Source organism: Aliiroseovarius sediminis (assembly GCF_022678485.1).
In the GTDB taxonomy this organism is placed as follows: domain Bacteria; phylum Pseudomonadota; class Alphaproteobacteria; order Rhodobacterales; family Rhodobacteraceae; genus Aliiroseovarius; species Aliiroseovarius sediminis.
On record NZ_JALBYP010000032.1, the window covers coordinates 39549 to 58611 of the forward strand.

The 19063-nt window shown below is 59.5% G+C and carries 20 protein-coding genes; 9 read left to right on the forward strand and 11 right to left on the reverse strand.

Annotated features, from left to right (window positions below):
* Positions 1-31: 31 nt before the first annotated feature.
* From MN186_RS09190 to mutT, 3 genes are read left to right on the forward strand one after another with little or no spacing between them, the layout of a single operon-like run.
* Positions 32-937, forward strand: a complete 906-nt coding sequence (locus MN186_RS09190; RefSeq protein ID WP_242114079.1) for a peptidylprolyl isomerase — start codon at positions 32-34, stop codon at positions 935-937.
* Between the two features lie 18 nt (positions 938-955).
* Positions 956-2257, forward strand: a complete 1302-nt coding sequence (gene argJ / locus MN186_RS09195) for a bifunctional glutamate N-acetyltransferase/amino-acid acetyltransferase ArgJ (RefSeq protein ID WP_242114080.1) — start codon at positions 956-958, stop codon at positions 2255-2257.
* A 22-nt stretch (positions 2258-2279) separates the two neighbouring features.
* On the forward strand, positions 2280-2678 hold the full coding sequence (mutT, locus tag MN186_RS09200) for an 8-oxo-dGTP diphosphatase MutT (RefSeq protein WP_242114081.1): 399 nt from the start codon (positions 2280-2282) through the stop codon (positions 2676-2678).
* Positions 2679-2758: 80 nt separating this feature from the next.
* On the opposite strand, the gene infB is transcribed toward mutT, so the two are convergent.
* The 5 genes from infB to pip all read right to left on the reverse strand — a co-directional run bounded on the left by infB (position 2759) and on the right by pip (position 9240).
* Positions 2759-5245, reverse strand: a complete 2487-nt coding sequence (gene infB / locus MN186_RS09205; RefSeq protein ID WP_242114082.1) for a translation initiation factor IF-2 — start codon at positions 5243-5245, stop codon at positions 2759-2761.
* Positions 5242-5880, reverse strand: coding sequence for an RNA-binding protein (locus tag MN186_RS09210; RefSeq protein ID WP_242114083.1), 639 nt, complete (start codon positions 5878-5880; stop codon positions 5242-5244). Before MN186_RS09210 ends, infB begins: the two co-directional genes overlap by 4 nt.
* 22 nt (positions 5881-5902) lie before the next feature.
* Positions 5903-7528, reverse strand: a complete 1626-nt coding sequence (gene nusA / locus MN186_RS09215) for a transcription termination factor NusA (protein WP_242114084.1) — start codon at positions 7526-7528, stop codon at positions 5903-5905.
* A 5-nt stretch (positions 7529-7533) separates the two neighbouring features.
* Positions 7534-8118, reverse strand: coding sequence for a ribosome maturation factor RimP (gene rimP / locus MN186_RS09220; RefSeq protein WP_242114085.1), 585 nt, complete (start codon positions 8116-8118; stop codon positions 7534-7536).
* Between the two features lie 132 nt (positions 8119-8250).
* Positions 8251-9240, reverse strand: a complete 990-nt coding sequence (gene pip, locus MN186_RS09225; protein ID WP_242114086.1) for a prolyl aminopeptidase — start codon at positions 9238-9240, stop codon at positions 8251-8253.
* A gap of 56 nt (positions 9241-9296) precedes the next feature.
* Here pip and ubiG point away from each other — a divergent pair, with 56 nt between their 5' ends.
* Positions 9297-10064 (forward strand): bifunctional 2-polyprenyl-6-hydroxyphenol methylase/3-demethylubiquinol 3-O-methyltransferase UbiG, encoded by a 768-nt coding sequence (ubiG, locus tag MN186_RS09230; protein ID WP_242114087.1) that lies wholly within the window; start codon positions 9297-9299, stop codon positions 10062-10064.
* 124 nt (positions 10065-10188) lie between these two features.
* On the opposite strand, the gene MN186_RS09235 is transcribed toward ubiG, so the two are convergent.
* Genes MN186_RS09235 through MN186_RS09250 form a run of 4 tightly spaced genes read right to left on the reverse strand, consistent with a single transcriptional unit; the run spans position 10189 to position 12475 of the window.
* Positions 10189-10635, reverse strand: coding sequence for a MarR family winged helix-turn-helix transcriptional regulator (locus MN186_RS09235; RefSeq protein WP_242114088.1), 447 nt, complete (start codon positions 10633-10635; stop codon positions 10189-10191).
* The gene (locus MN186_RS09240) at positions 10635-11453 is read right to left on the reverse strand and encodes a carbon-nitrogen hydrolase family protein (protein WP_242114089.1); all 819 of its coding nucleotides are present in this window, start codon (positions 11451-11453) and stop codon (positions 10635-10637) included. Before MN186_RS09240 ends, MN186_RS09235 begins: the two co-directional genes overlap by 1 nt.
* Before the next feature lie 3 nt (positions 11454-11456).
* Positions 11457-11714, reverse strand: a complete 258-nt coding sequence (grxC, locus tag MN186_RS09245; RefSeq protein WP_242114090.1) for a glutaredoxin 3 — start codon at positions 11712-11714, stop codon at positions 11457-11459.
* A 47-nt stretch (positions 11715-11761) separates the two neighbouring features.
* Positions 11762-12475 (reverse strand): ComF family protein, encoded by a 714-nt coding sequence (locus MN186_RS09250; protein WP_242114091.1) that lies wholly within the window; start codon positions 12473-12475, stop codon positions 11762-11764.
* Positions 12476-12505: 30 nt separating this feature from the next.
* Between MN186_RS09250 and MN186_RS09255 the strand changes: the two genes are divergently transcribed.
* Together MN186_RS09255 and hemH are read left to right on the forward strand one after the other, a co-directional pair.
* Positions 12506-13339, forward strand: coding sequence for a methyltransferase domain-containing protein (locus MN186_RS09255; protein WP_242114092.1), 834 nt, complete (start codon positions 12506-12508; stop codon positions 13337-13339).
* Positions 13340-13396: 57 nt separating this feature from the next.
* A complete protein-coding gene (gene hemH, locus MN186_RS09260) occupies positions 13397-14425 on the forward strand; it encodes a ferrochelatase (protein WP_242114093.1) in 1029 nt (342 codons plus the stop codon).
* A gap of 3 nt (positions 14426-14428) precedes the next feature.
* Here the strand turns inward: hemH and MN186_RS09265 are convergent, their stop codons facing one another.
* Positions 14429-15349, reverse strand: coding sequence for a hypothetical protein (locus tag MN186_RS09265; RefSeq protein WP_242114094.1), 921 nt, complete (start codon positions 15347-15349; stop codon positions 14429-14431).
* 97 nt (positions 15350-15446) lie between these two features.
* Between MN186_RS09265 and hslV the strand changes: the two genes are divergently transcribed.
* Genes hslV through MN186_RS09280 form a run of 3 tightly spaced genes read left to right on the forward strand, consistent with a single transcriptional unit; the run spans position 15447 to position 18459 of the window.
* Entirely contained in the window at positions 15447-16004 is a 558-nt protein-coding gene (gene hslV / locus MN186_RS09270; protein WP_242114095.1) for an ATP-dependent protease subunit HslV, read from the forward strand.
* Complete coding sequence (gene hslU / locus MN186_RS09275) at positions 16001-17308, forward strand: ATP-dependent protease ATPase subunit HslU (protein WP_242114096.1); 1308 nt, start codon at positions 16001-16003, stop codon at positions 17306-17308. Before hslV ends, hslU begins: the two co-directional genes overlap by 4 nt.
* Before the next feature lie 56 nt (positions 17309-17364).
* Positions 17365-18459 carry an alpha/beta hydrolase gene (locus tag MN186_RS09280; RefSeq protein ID WP_242114097.1) on the forward strand — a complete coding sequence of 365 codons (1095 nt, stop codon included), beginning with the start codon at positions 17365-17367 and terminating at the stop codon, positions 18457-18459.
* 3 nt (positions 18460-18462) lie between these two features.
* Here MN186_RS09280 and MN186_RS09285 read toward each other — a convergent pair whose 3' ends face one another.
* The gene (locus MN186_RS09285; RefSeq protein WP_242114098.1) at positions 18463-19062 is read right to left on the reverse strand and encodes a Smr/MutS family protein; all 600 of its coding nucleotides are present in this window, start codon (positions 19060-19062) and stop codon (positions 18463-18465) included.
* Position 19063: the final 1 nt, after the last annotated feature.

Sequence of the window (19063 nt, forward strand, 5' to 3'; positions counted from 1 at the left end):
GGGGAATCCGGCCTGTTTTGAGGATATATATATGTTGAAACGCAACGTCATTGTTCTAAGCGCCGTGATGTCGGCCGGTCTGGCCCTTCCTTTGGCGGCACAGGACACGGACGCCCCCACCGAGGACACAACCGCCGCCCCCGAGGTCGAGATGATCGACGTCACTGGCGACACCGTTATCGCCACCGTCAATGGCGACGATATCACTATGGCGCATGTGGTTGCCGCCCGTATGACCCTGCCCGAACAGTTCCAGCAACTGCCCGATGACGTTCTGCTGCCCGGCATTGTCGAACAATTGGTCCAGCAGGCCGTTCTGGGGCAGGCGATGGGCGAACTTAGCCACCGCGCCGAAATCCGTCTGGAAAATCAACGCCGCGAGCTGGCCGCTAACGATAAGGTCGACGAGGTCGTTTCAAGCGCGGTGACCGACGAGGCGCTGCAAGCCGCCTATGACGCGCAATATGCAGACGCCGAGCCAACCAAGGAATTCAGTGCCGCACATATTCTGGTAGAAACCGAAGACAAGGCGAAGGAGCTGGTCGCCGAGATTGAAGGTGGCGGCGATTTTGCCGAACTGGCCCAAGAGCATTCGACCGGCCCGACTGGCCCGAACGGAGGCGATTTGGGCTGGTTTAGTGCCGGCATGATGGTCAAGCCATTCGAAGATGCGGTAATGGAAATGGAAGACGGCGCAGTTTCCGCACCCATTCAGACGCAGTTTGGCTGGCATGTCATCAAGCTGAACGAAACCCGCATGAAAGGCGCCCCGACGCTGGACGAAGTGCGCGACCAACTGGCCGTGAAGATCGAAAGCGACGCGGTCGAAGCTGCTTTGAAAACCCTTCTGGATGCCGCCAAGATTGAACGTATCGCGCTGGAAGGGATCGACCCCGCCGCACTGCGTGATATGTCACTTCTGGAAAACAACGACTAACACAAGAAAGGCTTGGGTATGGGAAAGACGGCGAAAATCAAGAAGCTGAAAAAGAGGCTGCGCAAACTGAAGGCCCGCTTGGTCGCCGCCGAAACCCATACCCACGCCGTCGCACCTCTTGCGCCCCCCTTTTTTCCTGACCTTCCAGTGATCGGTGGGGCGCGGTTTTCCGCCGCCAAGGCAGGGGTGAAATACGCAGATCGGCTGGATGTGATGCTGGCCGAGCTGCAACCGGGCACCACGATTGCGGGTGTATTCACGAAGTCATCCACACGATCAGCGCCGGTTCTGGATTGTCAGGCGAAACTGGGGTCCAATCCCGACGCAGGCGCCGCGATGTTGGTGAATGCAGGCAACTCGAACGCGTTTACCGGTGGGGCAGGCGAAAAGTCGGTGCAGGCCATCACACGCCAAGTAGCTGATGCGCTGTCCATCCCCGAAAACAGAGTCTATACTGCCTCAACCGGCGTAATCGGTGAACCCTTGCCGCATGATCGGATCACCGCATCCCTTGACGATCTGAAAGACGGTTTGTCGCCGGAGGGGCTGGAACAGGCCGCAGACGCCATCCGCACCACCGACACCTTTGCCAAGGGCGCGAAGGCCGAGGTGAAGATCGGCGACCGGATGGTGCAGATCGCGGGCATTGCCAAAGGCTCGGGCATGATCGCGCCGGATATGGCGACGATGCTGGTGTTCATTTTCACCGATGCGACGATCGCTCAGGATGATTTGCAAGCGATACTATCGGACCTGACCGGAACCAGTTTCAACAGCATCACAGTGGACAGTGATACATCGACGTCCGACTCGCTGCTGCTGGCGGCGACTGGGGCATCCGGAGTTGCGGTCGCGCGCGACAACGAACCCTTCCGCACGGCGTTGCATGGCGTGATGCTGGACCTGGCCCATCAAGTCGTGCGCGACGGCGAGGGGGCGACCAAGTTCGTCGAAATCCGCGTGACCGGCGCGCAATCCGATACGGACGCGCGCACCCACGCTATGGCAATCGCTAATTCCCCCTTGGTCAAAACCGCCATCGCCGGCGAAGACCCAAACTGGGGCCGCATCGTGATGGCGATCGGGAAATCAGGTGCCTACGCAGAGCGTGACAAGCTGTCGATCCGGTTTGGTGACATTCTGGTTGCCGAAAACGGATGGGTGTCGCCCGATTACCGCGAGGAGGACGGCGCGCAATATATGCTGCGCGACGAGCTGACGATCTCGGTCGATCTGGGAGTCGGCGACGGCGCGTCAACGGTCTGGACCTGCGATCTGACGCATGGCTATATCCAGATCAACGCCGATTATCGGTCGTAAATCGGGCGCCGAAAGGATCACGATGAAAGTTGTTCTTGTTGCCGCAGTGGCATTGATCGACCGCGATGGGCGGATATTGCTGGCCCAACGGCCCGAAGGGAAATCCATGGCGGGTCTGTGGGAGTTTCCCGGCGGCAAGGTTGAGCCGGACGAGACACCCGAGCACGCCCTGATTCGCGAGTTGAAAGAAGAGCTGGACATTGACACTTGGGCATCATGCTTGGCGCCGCTGACCTTTGCCAGCCACAGCTATGACGATTTTCACCTGCTCATGCCCGTCTTTGCCTGCCGAAAATGGGAAGGGCAGCCGAAACCGCTGGAAGGTCAAAAGCTTAGCTGGGCGCGGGTCGATCAGTTGCGCGATTACCCAATGCCGCCCGCCGACCTGCCCCTGATCGCTATGCTGCGCGATTGGTTGTAACCCGCCACGCGCAACCGAGCATAACACATAAAAAAGGGACGGTCAGACCGTCCCTTTTTGCGTTTTTCGGTGCCCGATCATCAATCCAGCGTGCGTTCGACTTCTTCACGCTCGAAGATCTCGATCACGTCGCCGGGGCGGATGTCTTCGTAGTTCTCGAAGGCCATGCCGCATTCCTGACCGGACTGAACCTCTTTCACTTCGTCCTTGAAGCGTTTGAGCGTTTTCAGCGTACCTTCGTGGATCACGACGTTGTCGCGCAGAAGGCGCACACCGGCCGAACGGCGGGCGACACCTTCGGTCACCAGGCAGCCAGCAACCTTGCCAACCCCCGAAACCTTGAAGACTTCGCGGATCTCGGCATATCCGATGAAATTCTCGCGCACTTCGGCGGACAGAAGACCCGAGGCGGCGGCTTTCACATCATCCACAAGGTCATAGATGATCGAGTAATACCGGATCTCGACCCCCTTCTGGTTGGCACTGCTGCGAGCTTGCGCATTGGCGCGGACGTTGAAGCCAATCACCGGAGCACCCGACGCTTCGGCCAAGCCGATATCGGATTCTGTGATCGCGCCAACACCATAGTGCAGAACGCGCACCCGGACTTCTTCGTTGCCGATCTTTTCCATCGCTTGAACGATGGCTTCGGCGGAGCCTTGCACGTCGGCCTTGACCAAAATGGGCAGTTCGGCAACGTCTTCGTCGGCCTTGGCCTTCGCCATCATCTGCTCAAGCGTGGTTGCAGCACCGGCAGCGGCGCGTTTGTCCTTGGCGGTCTGTTCGCGATATTCGGCAATCTCGCGCGCTTGCGCTTCGGTGGTGACGACGTTCAAAACATCGCCAGCTTCGGGCGTGCCGTTCAGGCCCAGCACCTCGACCGGAACCGAGGGGCCAGCTTCATCGACCCGGTCGCCACGGTCATTCACCAAGGCGCGGACCTTACCGTATTGTTCACCCACAACGAAGATATCGCCTTGTTTCAGGGTGCCATTCTGAACCAGAACCGTGGCAACAGGGCCGCGGCCCACGTCAAGTTGCGCTTCGATCACGGCGCCGGACGCAGAGCGGTTCGGGTTGGCTTTCAGCTCAAGAATTTCAGCCTGAAGCGCGATGGCCTCCAGCAGTTCGTCCAGACCGGTGCCGTTGATGGCCGAAACCTCGACATCCTGCACATCGCCCGACATCTTCTCGACGATCACTTCGTGTTGCAGAAGCTCGGTGCGGACCTGATCGGGGTTCGCGGCCGGTTTGTCGCATTTGTTGATCGCCACGATCATCGGCACTCCGGCAGCCTTGGCGTGGTTGATGGCTTCGATGGTCTGCGGCATGACCGCGTCATCAGCGGCAACAACCAGAACGACGATATCCGTCACCTGCGCACCACGGGCACGCATCGACGTAAACGCCGCGTGGCCGGGCGTATCCAGGAAGGACAACACAGCACCGTTTTCCGTCGTCACCTGATAGGCACCGATATGCTGCGTGATGCCGCCAGCTTCGCCGACTGTGACCTTTGCATTCCGGATCGCATCCAGAAGCGAGGTTTTGCCGTGGTCAACGTGGCCCATGATGGTGATGACCGGCGGGCGGTCGACAAGATCTTCTTCCTTGTCATCAACTTGGTCGATCACGTCTTCGACGTCCGCATCGGACACCCGGACAACCTTGTGGCCGAATTCCTCGATGATCAGTTCGGCGGTGTCGGCATCAATGGTTTCGTTCTGCGTCACCATCATGCCCATGTTCATCAGGGACTTGACGACATCCGCAACGCGCTCAGCCATACGGACGGCAAGCTCGGAAACCTGAATGGCTTCCGGCAATTGCACGTCGCGAATGATCTTTTCCCGATCAACCTGTTCGCCCATCGCCTTCTGACGCGCACGCTCTTGCTTACGGCGCATCGACGCGACCGAGCGGTGACGGTCGCCACCACCACGCAGCGCCTGATTCAGCGTCAGCTTGCCCGAGCGACGACCATCATCACGACCCGCACCCTTAGCGGGGCGCGCTTGACGATCTTCTTTCTTGCGCGGACCTGACGGTGCCTTGCCGGGGCCGCGCTGTTCGGCGGCCTGCGCGGCGGCCGGGTCGACAGCGGGGGTTGTCGGCTGTTTGGCGCGCGTCTTGGCCTCTTCGGCCTCACGCTTCTTGCGCTCTTCTTCGTCGGCCTTGGCTTTCAGCGCCTCTTCACGCTCGCGTTCTTCACGCTCTTTGGCTTCGGCTTCTTCGCGGCGACGCTGGCGGTCTTCCTCGCGGGCCTTTTCTTCGGCGACGCGGGCTTCGGCTTCTTCCGTTTCGCGGGCCTTGGCGGCCTGCAGCGCTTTCATGCGGCGCTCCAGCTCGGCATCGGAAATGCCAGCGGGGCGTTTCTTGGGGTCACCCGCCACGGACGAGGTCTTGCCACCACCCGACGACGCACCCGGTTTGGGCACGACAACGCGTTTGCGTTTCGTTTCGACCACGACATTCTTCGTCCGCCCATGGCTGAAGCTTTGCTTCACCTGACCGGGGCGAGCTCCGCCGCGCAGTCCCAGGGTCTTTTTACCGTCATTATCGCTCATCTGGTCTTCGTACCTTTCCGGTGACCCTTGCCACCGTCTTTCTCTTGCTCGCGCAGCGCATCTAGCTTCTTGGCTTCCTCTACAACACGGGATACCAAACCACCAGACGCAAGCGCGCCATGTATCACATTTTCACGGCCAAAGGCCATTCCCAGCTCATCTGCCGTCAGGCAGGTAAAGAACCGGTCTTTTCCCGGCGGCGGGCGAAGTTTCGACTTCCCCCGCTCGGACCCATCCGACGCCTGGATCAAGACGGCGGCCTGTTCTCTAACAAGCCAGTCTTTCACCTTCTCAAACCCGGCGACCGCACCCCCCGCTTTGCGTGCGAGGCTGATCAGATGAACCACGCGTGCCGCCAGCGCCTTTTCCAGCATCGCCAGCAAATCGTCGGGCACGACGACCTGCTGTTTGGCTGCGCGCGCGAACAGCCCCTTCTCGGCGGCCTTCGTCAACGCCGCGCGGTCGGCTGACACCCAGATCCCGCGCCCCGGCAGCTTGCCCAGAAGATCGGGCACCACCGTTCCATCAGGCCCCACGACAAAGCGGATCAGCCCTGCCTTGGGCTGGCTCTCTCCGGTCGCGATGCAGCGCCGTTCCGGCTCTTCCGGCCGCGATTTGTGGCCACCACGCGTCATGCGCCGCCCCCGAAGCCTGCGATCAGGCTCCGGCCTCCGCAGCGACGCCTTCTTCTTCGGCGCCTTCTTCGGTCTCGTCGGCCTCAAGCTCGGTTGGGTCAACCCAACCCAGCATGATACGCGCGGTCATGACCATGTCTTGCGCCTGTTCCAGCGTGACGCCGAATTTCTCAAGCGAGCCATCATCCTTGGACCGTTCGCCATCCACGGTTGTCCAGCCACCGGCCAGTTCCCAGTCAGCGCAGGTGGCGAAATCTTCCAGCGACTTCACGCCGTCTTCGGCCAATGCCTCGACCATCTGCGGGGTCAGACCTTCGAAGGCGATCAGGCTGTCTTCGACGCCCAGCGCGCGGGCATTTTCCAGCGCCTTGGCGTTCTGTGCTTCCAGATAATCGCGGGCACGGGCCTGAAGTTCTTCTGCCGTCGCATCATCGACACCGTCGATCACCAGCAGCTCATCAAGCTCCACATAAGCAACCTCTTCAAGGTTTGCAAAGCCTTCGGCGACCAAAAGTTGAGCAAAGAACTCGTCCAGGTCCAGCGTGTCCATGAACAGCTTGGTCCGTTCGGCGAACTCGGCCTGACGGCGTTCGCTTTCCTCGGCTTCGGTCATGATATCGATGTCCAGACCGGTCAGCTGCGAGGCAAGGCGCACGTTCTGACCGCGACGGCCAATGGCCAGCGACAGCTGCTCGTCCGGGACGACGACTTCGATCTTACCGGCTTCCTCGTCCAGAACCACCTTGGAGACTTCAGCGGGCTGAAGCGCGTTTACCAGGAAGGTCGGCTGGTCTTCGTTCCACGGGATGATGTCGATCTTTTCGCCTTGAAGCTCGTTCACCACGGCTTGCACGCGCGAGCCGCGCATACCGACACAGGCACCAACAGGGTCAATCGAACTGTCATAAGATATCACAGCAATCTTGGCGCGCGAACCGGGGTCGCGGGCCACGGCCTTGATCTCGATGATGCCGTCATAGATTTCCGGCACCTCCATTTTGAACAGCTCGGCCATGAATTCCGGTGCGGTGCGGCTCAGGAAAATCTGCGGGCCACGGGCTTCGCGGCGCACATCCTTGATGTAGCAGCGGATGCGATCATTCGGACGATAGGCTTCGCGGCCGATCTTTTCGTTCCGGCGCAGGATTGCTTCGCCCGAGCCGACATCGACAATAACGTTGCCATATTCTTCGCGCTTGACCTGACCGTTGATGATCGTGCCCGCGCGGTCCTTGAATTCTTCGAACTGACGGTCACGTTCAGCTTCGCGAACCTTTTGCAAGATTACCTGCTTGGCGGATTGGGCAGCGATCCGGCCCATTTCAACCGGCGGCACTTCTTCTACGAACGTGTCACCGATCTTGGGGTCGTCCATATATTGCTTGGCTTGATCGACGGTGAATTCGGCCTGATAATTCTCAAGCTCTTCATCTTCGACCACGGTGCGCACACGGGTGAATGTGGCGCGGCCCGTTTTGCGGTCAATCGCCACGCGAATATCCATTTCCGCGCCATAGCGTGACTTGGCAGCGCGCGCCAGGCTTTCTTCCATCGCTTCGATCACCAGCGCGGGGTCGATCATCTTTTCGCGGGCGACGGCTTCGGCGGTCTGAAGCAGCTCCAACTGGTTTGCAGAAGTAATTGCCATTGGTCTCAGTCCTCCTCAGAACCGGTGATTTTTTGAACTTCATCAAATTGGGCTTCGTCGATCTGCCCGTCATCTTTGCGCTGACGCAGAACGTCCCGAACAAGATCGTCCGTCAGAACCAGCTTAGCTTCCGACAGCCAGTCGAAATCGAGGCCGATGGTGACTGTTTCACCCTTATCCTCGATCTCGATCAGAATTTCATTTCCTTCGACGCCGGCCAGTTCGCCCTTGAAGCGTTTGCGCCCGTCGATCAATTCCGAGGTCTCAATCTTGGCGACATAGCCATTCCAGTCCTGAAAATCCTTGAGGCGGGTCAGGGGGCGGTCGATGCCGGGCGAGCCGACTTCCAGCGTATAGTTATCCTCGATCGGGTCTTCGACATCCAGCACCGCGCTGACAGCCGTCGATATCTCGCCGCATTCGTCAACCTCGATCCCACCATCGGGACGTTCGGCCATGATCTGCAACGTGGGCGTTTTGCCGCCCATCAGGCGCAGGCGTACAAGCTCAAACCCCATCCCTTCGATCACGGGCTGGACGATCTCGGCAAGACGTCGGTCTATGGCCGCTTTGGCAACAAGGTTGCTCACACGCACCTCCAAAACAAAAAAACGGGCCAGCGGGCCCGTCGAAATTTCCGGTGGGCTTCGGGGGTGGAGGCCGAAGCGCCGCTGTTGAAAAGGGATATAGGGCAGTTATCCACGGGATGCAAGCCGAGTCTCTTATACCGCCAAGGTTTGCCGTTGCCGCGCCAATATTTGCATTACACGCACCAGCTCGTCTGCAATGCCGCGTTCAGACAGGGCATGCCCCGCCATGTGGATCATCCGCAAGTCCGCGGACGGCCAGCGCTGATGCAACTGCCACGCCATCGCTGGCGGGCAAATCATATCGTGACGGCCCTGCACAATGACTCCAGGAATATGGGCAATTCGCGGCATATCACGCAAAATCTTGCCATCGGCGTCCAGAAAAGCACCATGTTTGAAATAGTGGTTTTCCAGCCGGGCAAACGCGCGGGCATACTCGGCCGGGCAGTCGATCATCGTGCCGGTGTTCTGGATCGAGGCAAGCGCGTTTTCCCATCCCGTCCACGCCTTGGCATAGCGCGCTTCTTCCCGCCGGTCGCCGGAAAACAGACGTCGATTATAGGCTGCGATCATATCATGGCGTTCATCTTCAGGGATCAGCCCCGCGAATCGCGACCATAGTTCGGGCCAGAACCGGGCCGCGCCACCGCCATAGAACCAATCCAACTCGGCTTGCGTGGCCAAAAACACGCCGCGCAAAACCAGCGATGCCACTCGCGCCGGGTGCGCTTGTGCATAGACCAAAGCCAGCGTTGCACCCCAAGAGCCACCGAACACGATCCAACGTTCAATGCCAAGAACTTGGCGAATATGCTCAATATCCTGCACCAGATGCCATGTGGTGTTGGCGTCGATGCTCGCATGAGGGCGTGATCGTCCACAGCCGCGTTGATCAAACAGGACAATGCGATAATCATCGGGATCAAAGAACCGGCGCATCGCAGGTGACGACCCGCCACCCGGCCCGCCATGAAACACGACAACGGGAATGCCGGCGGGATTGCCGCTTTGTTCCACATACAGCCTGTGCCCATCGCCCACATCCAGCATCCGCCGGTCAAATGGCTCGATCGGCGGATGAAGCCGGGGCGTGGCGTTGTTTTTTCCTGCGACCTTGTCCATATGTCATCTATATCTCGACCGGGCCACGCCCGCTATCAGAAAGAAAGAGGCTTGCGATGAGTGTTGACAGCCAAACCACCGTTGACCCCGCCGAAGTTGCAAAATTCGAGGCAATGGCCGCCGAATGGTGGGATCCGACCGGCAAGTTCAAACCGTTGCACATGATGAACCCGGTGCGGCTGGACTATGTCACGAACCAGATTGCCGCAGAATTCGGACGCGACCTTGTTGATAATACTCCGTTCAAGGGGTTGCGCCTGCTGGATATCGGCTGCGGTGGCGGCCTGCTGTCCGAACCCATGGCGCGCCTGGGCGCGGAAGTGGTCGGCGCCGACGCTGCACCTCGCAACATCCCCGTTGCACAGCTTCATGCCGAACAAATGGGGCTGGACATTGATTACCGCCACACCACCGCCGAGGCGCTGGCAGCCGCAGGTGAACAATTCGACGTGGTGCTGAACATGGAGGTGGTCGAGCATGTCGCCGACCCGCAGGCCTATCTGATCGCGTGTCAGAAGCTTCTGAAACCGGGCGGATTGATGGTGACATCTACCCTGAACCGAAACCCCAAAAGCTTTATGATGGCCATTGTCGGCGCCGAACATGTCATGCGCTGGCTGCCCAAAGGGACGCATGAATGGTCAAAATTCATCACACCCGACGAACTGTCCGACCTGATCACCAAAGCGGACCTGACCGAGGTTGATCGCAAGGGCATGGTGTTCAACCCGCTGGGGTGGAGTTGGTCAACCTCGGACCGCGACCTTTCGGTGAACTATGCCATGACCAGTGTGAAGCCGAAAGGCGACGGGCCAGCGGGTTAATCCGTTGGCGGCAGGCAGGCGGTGATCGTGATCCTCGTGCCTTCGGGCCGATTGATAGCGAATCAAGTGGTCGTTGTGAAATTACGGATGGGACAGACCGACCTGGAAGCAGCTTCCAGCACCCTCATTCCATTTCCCTAAGCATCTGACGCATTTCACGCAGTACGGGCAGAACCTGCCGCACCTTATCCGCCCCAATCTTCGTCACCATGTTACCGATAATCGGCGTAATCGCTTGCAGCGCCGCATCCCGCGCAGACCGCCCCGAAGGCGAGATGGTCACGAACTTGCGCCGCGCATCGTCCCAGTCAGGCCGAATATGGACGTGCCCCGCCCACTCCAACTTGCTTAACGTATTGGTCATGGCCCCGCGCGTGACGTGAAACGTCTTGGCCAGTTGTGCGGGGCTTTTCTCCTCGTTCAACCGTGCAAGATGGTTCAACACGGAAAAGTGACTCAGCTCCATCCCTTTCGGCAGCGCTTTCGAAAGGCGATTGCGCGCCAACTGGTCAGCCATGAACATTTCGCTAAACAAGGCGACCGACAGGGTTTCAACCGAGCTTTCTGACATTACGGACCTTCGAATTCACGATCATGCCCAAGCGACGGCACGCGTTTGCGTGACTGTTCCACGTCTGCAAGGTCAAGATCAACCATGGTGATGCCCGGCGCGTCGCCGCCATCGGCCAAGACCTTGCCCCAAGGCGACACGACCAGCGAATGTCCATGAGTCGCCCGTTTCGGCCCGTTCTGCCCGCATTGCGCGGGGGCCAGAATGAACACACCGTTTTCTATCGCGCGGGCACGCAGCAGGCTTTCCCAATGCGCCTTGCCGGTAACGGGCGAAAAGGCGGCGGGTACAGTGATGATCGTCGCGCCATCCTTGGCCAAGGCCCGATACAGATGCGGAAAGCGCATGTCATAACAGATCGTAAGGCCAATCTTGCCAAACGGCGTCTCGGCAACGACGGCCTTATCGCCCGGACGATAAGCGGCGCTTTCGCGATAGCTCTCGTTCTCGTCGATTTCCACGTCGAACATATGGATCTTGTCATAGCGCGCGGTGATTTCGCCCGTTGGCGTGATCAGGAAAGACCGATTGGCAAAGCGCCCATCCGCGTCACCGGATTTCAGCGCCAGCGATCCCAGCAGCAGCCATATGCCCAGCGCGGCGGCTTCGTCCTGCATGGAGCGCAGAAAGGGGTCATCTGCCTCGTCTTGCAAGATCCGTTCCTGATGGCGGCGACTGCTGGACAGCACATTGCTGACCTCGGGTGTCAGGACGAAGGTTGCACCGGCATCGGCAGCTTCGCGGATCATACCCCGCAACACCTTAAGATTGGCGTCCGCATCATCGCCCGCCGTGAATTGGATCAGCGCGGTTTTCATGCTCTAACCCGCCAACAAAGGGTCAAGTTTGCCCGCACGATCCAGCGCAGCTAAATCGTCGTATCCGCCAACATGGGTGCCTCCGATAAAGATTTGCGGAACAGTGTGGCGACCGCCCGCTCGCTGCATCATCTCTTGCCGTTTGTCCGGGTCCATCATCACGTCAATTTCGTCAAAACTGGCGTTCTTGGTCTTCAGCAAACGTTTGGCAGCATGGCAAAAGCCGCAAAGCTGCGTGGTATAGATAGTGATGGGTTTCATGTGGGCTCCGTAGCAAGGCAGGCCGGGGTGGCCGGAACGCCCAAAACCTATGCGTCCCGCGTCACACGGGCAAGGGCCAGCACGTTTACGTGATCCGCGCCGGCCGCCAGACAAGCCCGCGTCGCGGCGTCGAAACTGGCGCCCGAAGTCATCACGTCATCCAGTAGCAACACATTACGACCTGCCAGCGCGCCACTGCTTTTAGGATGCGGCCCGATCGCATCCTGCATATTGGCGAAGCGCGCGGCGATATCCATCCCGTCATGCGCCCGCGTGCGCTTGGGGCGGACAATCGCATCCGGCGCGTGATCCAGCTGCAGAAGATTCGCCATCGCCCGCGCCAACTCGACCGACTGGTTATAACGGCGGCGAAACAGTCGAGACCAATGGATCGGCATCGGAACGATTATGGTGTCCAGACGGATCAGCGGGGTGGCCGCGCGGGCCAGCCACGGGGCAGCGGCGCGGGCAAGTTCGGGCCGGTCGCCATGTTTCAACGTCAAAATCAGCCGCCGCGCGTTCCCTTTGTAAAGCATTGCTGCGCGCCCCTGCGACCATGGCCGGTCTGTGGCAAGACAAGCATCGCAATGCACCGTTTCATCATTATCGCCCGGCAAGGGGTCGCCGCAGAGGTCACACACCAGCCCTTCGATAAACGGGGTGTCGCGCCAGCAGTCGCCGCACAGCGCGAAATCAGTGTCTGTGTGCGCCTCGCAGCTGACGCATTGCGGGGGATAAAACACGCCAAGCGCCGATTGCATTTTCCGACCTTCCAACTATGGTCCGCGCCCATGACACAGACCGACCCAAATTCACCGCCCCGTCTGACCGATCGTGCGCAGCTTGCCCGCAATCGCAATCGCGCCACACCCGACGGGCTGTTCCTGCAGCGCCTTGCGGCGGACGAGGTGAAGGATCGCCTGACAGAGGTTAACAGAACGTTTACCAAAACCGCTATTGTGACGGGTTTTCCTGAAATCTGGGCGCGAGCCTTTCCTGACGCAAAAATCGTGACGGATGATGATACGCTGGATCTGACCCCCGGCGCACATGATCTGGTGATCCACGGGCTGTCCTTGCATTGGGCCAATGACCCGGTCGGTCAGTTGATCCAGGCCAAGCGGGCGCTGGTGCCGGATGGGTTGTTCATAGGCGTCATGTTCGGCGGGCAAACCCTGTCCGAGCTCCGCGCCATTTTGTCCGAGGTCGAGATCGAGGTAACAGGCGGCCTCTCTCCGCGCATCCTGCCAATGGGCGAGATTCGCGATCTTGGTGCGCTGCTGCAGCGTGCGGGCTTTGCCCTGCCGGTCGCCGACAGCGATCTGCGCGAGGTAAGATACCCCGACGCCACCGCCCTGATCCGTGATCTGCGCTTGATGGGCGAGCGAAATGCGCTGGATCAGAGACTGATTCAGCCCCTGTCGCGACACTTTTTGACCACCATAAACGAACGCTATGCCCAGCATTTCTCGGCAGAAGGTGGACGTGTATCCGCCAGCTTCGATCTGGTCTTTCTGACCGGCTGGGCGCCCGATGACAGCCAGCCCAAACCCCTGCGCCCCGGATCGGCTGCCGCGCGGCTGGCCGATGCGCTGGGCACGGACGAGACCAAATTGACCGATTGACACCCATCCCTTAGCCCGCGATTGATCCAAGACGCGAAACAGAACGTAGAGATAACCATGGAAAAACCCTCAGACCACCCAATCCTGCCCGCCCGCAAGGTCGGCGTTCTGTTTGCCAATCTGGGCACGCCTGACGGCTATGACTATTGGTCCATGCGCCGCTATCTGAACGAATTTCTGTCGGACAAGCGTGTGATCGACTATCCCGCGTGGAAATGGCAGCCAATCCTGCAAGGCATCATCCTAACGAAACGCCCGTTTTCCTCGGGCGAGGCCTATAAGTCGATCTGGAACGAGAAACAGGGCGAAAGCCCCTTGATGACGATCACCAAGCAGCAAATCACCAAGCTGAAGGCGGCGCTGGAAAAGAGATACGGCGCCGAGGTGATGACCGATTTCTGCATGCGCTACGGCAATCCGTCCACCAAATCGAAGGTGCGGGAAATGGTCGCGGCGGGCTGTGATCGCATCCTGTTCTTCCCACTTTATCCGCAATATGCGGGCGCGACGATGGGCACCGCGAACGACCAGTTCTTCCGCGCCCTGATGGACGAAGCATGGCAACCTGCCAGCCGCACGATCCCGCCCTATTTCGACGATCCCGCCTATATCGACGCGCTGGCCCAGTCGGTCGAACGCGGATATGCGGCGATGGAGAAGAAGCCCGATCTGCTGGTCGTGTCCTATCACGGGATGCCGGAACGCTATCTGATGGAAGGCGACCCGTATCACTGCCAATGTCAGAAAGGCACCCGCCTGTTGAAAGAACGGTTGGGCTGGGGCGACGACGACATCACCACGACCTTCCAATCCGTCTTTGGGCCCGAGGAATGGCTGAAGCCCTATACGGTGAAAGAAGTCGCGCGGCTGGCTGAAACCGGCAAGAAGAACATCGCGGTGATCGCGCCTGCCTTTTCCGCCGATTGCGTCGAAACGCTTGAGGAAATTCAGGAAGAGATTCAGGAAGCCTTTGTCGAGGCAGGGGGCGAAAGCTTCACCTATATTCCCTGTCTGAACGACGATGACGCCCATATTGCCGCTCTGGTAGGCGTAGCTGAACGCAATCTGGCGGGATGGCTGGAATAGTCTCTAATCCACCTGCCAACCGCGTTTTCGCAGGGTGCGCAAGATCTGATCCTCGCAATCATCGGCATCCGCCTGAATGGCGTTCTGCATCGTGAACCAGTAAAGATAGCGGTCAAACTCCGGCGTCATGTTCTGAACGGTATCGAACGCCTCTTGCACGCCCAGCGTATGAACATTGGCGGCGATGTGATGGAAATCAATCTGGCCAAACAGCGCCGCGGGCTTGCCGAAAAAAAACCCGAACAGCGCGGCGGACGAATTTTGCGTGACGACAACTCGACAAGTAGCAAGGGCTTCGTTCATCTGCCCGGTTGCCAAGGTGATATTGGGGTAACGGGCCGCAAGGTCGTTCAGCGCCTTGTGTTCGGCTTGGGTATAGACTTCTGCGGGATGCAGGGTGGCAAGAATGGGTGCCTTGGGGAAATAGGTCGCGACATGGGCGACCATCTCGACCGGGCTGGCGGATTGAAAGCTGCGGTGGTGCAACAGCCGCCCTTGCAGCGGCACATAAATCGGACCATCGCTCGTGATCTGTGACGCCGCGCCCTTGAACAACCACCTGCGCCAGTTGTCAGCCCAGTCGCGGGCAGCATCGGGGTCAACCTTGTTGGGGTCAAAATCCTTCTGCGCAACCTCGAACTCCCACCGCTTCGCTGATGCTTCGATCCGCCAGAACGGATAGAAATAACTGCGCCGCATGGTCAGCGCGTTATCGTGCAGCGGGTCATCCATCAGAAATATGGAATAGCCATTGCGGGCAGCGGATGCCAAACGCTCCAAGTTACTATTCTTGCGGTATTCTACCCGGAACCCGCGTTTTTCCAGCGCAGACACAATCTGGTTCACAAAGTTGAACTTGCCCAGCCGGGCGCGCTGCAACGGCTCGGGGTCAAGATAGATACGAAGGATTTTGGCGACCGACATGGCTGCACGCTAGCCCCCGATCTGACCAAGAACAAGGCGGGGTGCTTGTCTGACCTGCCGCCCGCGTCCATATAGGGTCAAACGAAACGGAGGCGACATGGCAGAAACGGATTTTCCCGGCTGGCACGGCACAACGATCATTGGCGTGCGCAAGGGCGATAAGGTGGTGATCGCAGGCGACGGACAGGTCAGCCTTGGTCAAACCGTGATCAAGGGCAGCGCGCGCAAGGTGCGCAAACTCTCGCCCGGCGGGTTCGACGTGGTAGCAGGTTTCGCAGGGTCCACGGCGGATGCCTTCACCTTGCTAGAGCGACTGGAAAAGAAGCTTGAGGCGATGCCGGGCCAGCTTGCCCGCGCGTCGGTCGAGCTGGCGAAAGACTGGCGCACGGACAAGTATCTTCAGAAACTGGAAGCCATGCTGATCGTCACTGACGGCAAGGAGCTTCTGGTCATCACCGGCGCGGGCGACGTGCTGGAACCTGAACATGACGTAGCCGCGATCGGGTCGGGCGGCAATTTCGCGCTGGCTGCTGCGCGGGGTCTGATCGACAGCGATCTGGACGCCGAAGGCGTGGCCCGCAAAGCGATGGCGATTGCCGCGGATATCTGTGTTTACACCAACGGCAACCTGACAGTTGAGGAAATCAGCAAATGACCGACCTGACCCCCCGCGAAATCGTCAGCGAGCTGGATCGCTATATCATCGGGCAGAAAGACGCCAAGCGCGCCGTCGCCGTGGCCCTGCGCAACCGTTGGCGGCGCAAGCAATTGGCTGATGATCTGCGCGACGAGGTTTACCCCAAGAACATTCTGATGATCGGCCCCACCGGCGTCGGCAAGACAGAAATCAGCCGCCGTCTGGCCAAGCTGGCCCGCGCGCCTTTCATCAAGGTTGAAGCGACGAAATTTACCGAGGTCGGCTATGTCGGGCGAGACGTGGAACAGATTCTGCGCGATTTGGTGGATGCCGCAATCATGCAAACCCGCGAGCATATGCGCGAGGACGTGAAATCCCGGGCCGAAGCCGCCGCCGAGGATCGCGTGATCGAGGCCATTGCCGGCACGGATGCCCGTGACGCGACCCGCGAGATGTTTCGCAAAAAGTTGCGGTCGGGCGAACTGGACGACCACGAGATTGAAATTGACGTTGCTGACAGCTCGAACCCAATGCAGATGTTGGACGTGCCGGGCCAGCCGGGGCAGGGCATGGGAATGCTGAACCTTGGCGATATGTTCGGCAAAGCGTTCGGGCAGCGCACCGTGAAGAAGAAAATGACCGTGCGCGACAGCTATGACGTCTTGGTCTCGGACGAAGCGGACAAGTTATTGGATGATGAAACCGTCACTCGCGCCGCGCTTGAGGCAGTCGAACAAAACGGCATCGTGTTTCTGGACGAGATTGACAAAGTCTGCGCCCGCGCCGATGCGCGCGGTGCCGATGTCAGTCGGGAAGGTGTGCAGCGTGACTTGCTGCCTCTGATCGAAGGCACCACCGTATCCACCAAGCACGGACCGGTGAAGACCGACCATATCCTGTTCATCGCATCGGGCGCGTTTCACGTGGCTAAGCCGTCTGATCTGCTGCCCGAATTGCAGGGTCGTCTGCCCATCCGGGTCGAACTGCGCGCGCTGACGGAAGAAGACTTCGTGCGCATCCTGACCGAAACCGACAACGCGCTGACGCGTCAATACACAGCGCTGATGGGCACCGAAGAAGTGACGGTCGAGTTCACGGAAAACGGCATTGCCGCGCTGGCCGCCATCGCCGCCGAGGTCAATCAAAGCGTCGAGAACATCGGCGCGCGGCGACTTTACACAGTGCTGGAGCGGGTGTTCGAAGAACTCAGCTTCACCGCGCCCGATCGCGGCGGCGAAACAATTGTCGTCGACAAGGCATTCGTCGATCAGAACCTGGGTGAATTGATGACGTCGACAGATATAAGCCGCTATATGCTGTAACGGCTAGGCAGGCGGGGTTTCATGGGCTATCCAGTGACCAAATCTAGGAGCCCCGCGTGCGTTTCATCCCTTATCTGGCCCTTATCCTGCTGCTTGCCTCTTGCGCGCCGCGCGGGAAAATTACCTTGTACGCGGGTGCTGGCGAAACGGGTGAACTGCAACGCATCTATGTCGGCACCACGCGCGAAATAGACGAGATGGGTTTTCCCAGCGGCGAACGTAGCCGCGACCTGATCTTCGGCCGATTTGATGTGTCGGTTCCGCCAGATCGTGAACCGGGCAGCATCGAATGGCCGCGGCGGCGCACCCCTGACCCGAAAAAACACTTCCTTCTCGACAATTACTCGCCGCTCAAGACGCAGACCGAGTTTCAGGCCGCCGTGCAACAAGAGCTTCGTACGCGTCAGTCAGAACAGCGCACGGCCATTGTTTTTGTTCATGGCTTCAACAACAACTTCGCCGAAGGGCTGTACCGATTTGCGCAGCTGACCGATGACCTGGCCCTGCCGTTCATTCCGATTCATTACTCGTGGCCCAGTGCGGGGCATCCGCTTGGCTACGGGTATGACCGGGACTCGATGCTGATTGCACGCGATGGGTTGGAGACGGTCATTCGCGCAGTCTCGCGATCAGGCGTAGACGAAATCTTGTTGGTCGGCCATTCCATGGGTGCCCTTTTGACGATGGAAACTCTTCGCCAGATGACCATTGCCGATGGTCAACGGGGTTTGCGCAAGATCGGCGGCGTCGTTCTTTTGTCGCCCGATATCGACATCGACGTTTTTCGTGCACAGGCTGACCGTATCGGAGACTTACCGCAGCCATTCTTCATTTTCACGTCGACACACGACGTGGCGCTGCGTCTATCGGCGGGTCTGACCGGACAGTCCGCGCGGTTGGGCAACACTGCGGATGTCGAGCAACTCGCCGAACTGAACGTGACGATGGTGGACATCTCGGCCTTCAGCGATGGAAAGAACGATCACATGACCGCGTTTGCCTCGGCGTCGTTCCTGCGCTTGCTTCGCAGCATGCCGGACCTTGGCATTGCCTATGGCACGGACCCTTCGACGCGGGTCGGGCTGTTGCCCGGCACGGTGCTGGTGGTGCAGAACGCGACCCGCCTGATCATCCCGAATGTCGCGCAATAGCGTCTATTTTCGCCGCCGAAGATAAACGTAATAGGCACCGTGACCGCCATGTTTCAGATGTGCTTGCTCCACCTGCATCACATATTGGCTAAGCGGCATCGAACGCAACCAATGCGGCACCTGATGGCGCAACACGCCGTGGCGCACCGGGATCGGGCCGCCATCGTCACGGTGTTTTCCTTTGCCGGTGATGACCAAAACCAGCCGCCGATCCTGCGCGGCGGCGTCCAGGATGAACCGGGTCAGCCGTGGATGGGCCTGCGCGATGGTCATACCGTGAAGATCAAGCCGCCCCTCTGGCGACATCCGGCCCTTTTTCATTTTGCCGAAGGTCTTGCGGTCCATCGACAGCGGCTGTCGGGCAACACTGTCTGATAGGTTAGGTGCAAAATCATGGGTGCGCGCCTTCTGCACGGTTTTCTCGCCCAATCGAAAGCTTTTGCGGGTTGGGGCCGACGGCGAAGGTGGCGTCGTCGGTTTGGCAGGTTTTGCAGGCAGGGCAGGCGCGCACGGTCGGGCCGGATGCAGCCGTTCGGTGCTGTCAGCAACCTTTTTCCATAGCGCTTTGTCCTCGGCGCTTAAATGTCTTGGCCGGCGCGCCATA

What these genes read in the sequence shown, in the direction of transcription:
- MN186_RS09265 (WP_242114094.1), bottom strand. Translation starts at nt 15,349, where the DNA reads ATGTCGGTCGCCAAAATCCTTCGTATCTATCTTGACCCCGAGCCGTTG.
- hslU (WP_242114096.1), top strand. Translation starts at nt 16,001, where the DNA reads ATGACCGACCTGACCCCCCGCGAAATCGTCAGCGAGCTGGATCGCTAT.
- MN186_RS09210 (WP_242114083.1), bottom strand. Translation starts at nt 5,880, where the DNA reads ATGACGCGTGGTGGCCACAAATCGCGGCCGGAAGAGCCGGAACGGCGC.
- ubiG (WP_242114087.1), top strand. Translation starts at nt 9,297, where the DNA reads ATGAGTGTTGACAGCCAAACCACCGTTGACCCCGCCGAAGTTGCAAAA.
- MN186_RS09285 (WP_242114098.1), bottom strand. Translation starts at nt 19,062, where the DNA reads ATGGCGCGCCGGCCAAGACATTTAAGCGCCGAGGACAAAGCGCTATGG.
- MN186_RS09190 (WP_242114079.1), top strand. Translation starts at nt 32, where the DNA reads ATGTTGAAACGCAACGTCATTGTTCTAAGCGCCGTGATGTCGGCCGGT.
- infB (WP_242114082.1), bottom strand. Translation starts at nt 5,245, where the DNA reads ATGAGCGATAATGACGGTAAAAAGACCCTGGGACTGCGCGGCGGAGCT.
- mutT (WP_242114081.1), top strand. Translation starts at nt 2,280, where the DNA reads ATGAAAGTTGTTCTTGTTGCCGCAGTGGCATTGATCGACCGCGATGGG.
- MN186_RS09250 (WP_242114091.1), bottom strand. Translation starts at nt 12,475, where the DNA reads ATGCAATCGGCGCTTGGCGTGTTTTATCCCCCGCAATGCGTCAGCTGC.
- MN186_RS09240 (WP_242114089.1), bottom strand. Translation starts at nt 11,453, where the DNA reads ATGAAAACCGCGCTGATCCAATTCACGGCGGGCGATGATGCGGACGCC.
- pip (WP_242114086.1), bottom strand. Translation starts at nt 9,240, where the DNA reads ATGGACAAGGTCGCAGGAAAAAACAACGCCACGCCCCGGCTTCATCCG.
- hemH (WP_242114093.1), top strand. Translation starts at nt 13,397, where the DNA reads ATGGAAAAACCCTCAGACCACCCAATCCTGCCCGCCCGCAAGGTCGGC.
- nusA (WP_242114084.1), bottom strand. Translation starts at nt 7,528, where the DNA reads ATGGCAATTACTTCTGCAAACCAGTTGGAGCTGCTTCAGACCGCCGAA.
- hslV (WP_242114095.1), top strand. Translation starts at nt 15,447, where the DNA reads ATGGCAGAAACGGATTTTCCCGGCTGGCACGGCACAACGATCATTGGC.
- MN186_RS09255 (WP_242114092.1), top strand. Translation starts at nt 12,506, where the DNA reads ATGACACAGACCGACCCAAATTCACCGCCCCGTCTGACCGATCGTGCG.
- grxC (WP_242114090.1), bottom strand. Translation starts at nt 11,714, where the DNA reads ATGAAACCCATCACTATCTATACCACGCAGCTTTGCGGCTTTTGCCAT.
- argJ (WP_242114080.1), top strand. Translation starts at nt 956, where the DNA reads ATGGGAAAGACGGCGAAAATCAAGAAGCTGAAAAAGAGGCTGCGCAAA.
- MN186_RS09235 (WP_242114088.1), bottom strand. Translation starts at nt 10,635, where the DNA reads ATGTCAGAAAGCTCGGTTGAAACCCTGTCGGTCGCCTTGTTTAGCGAA.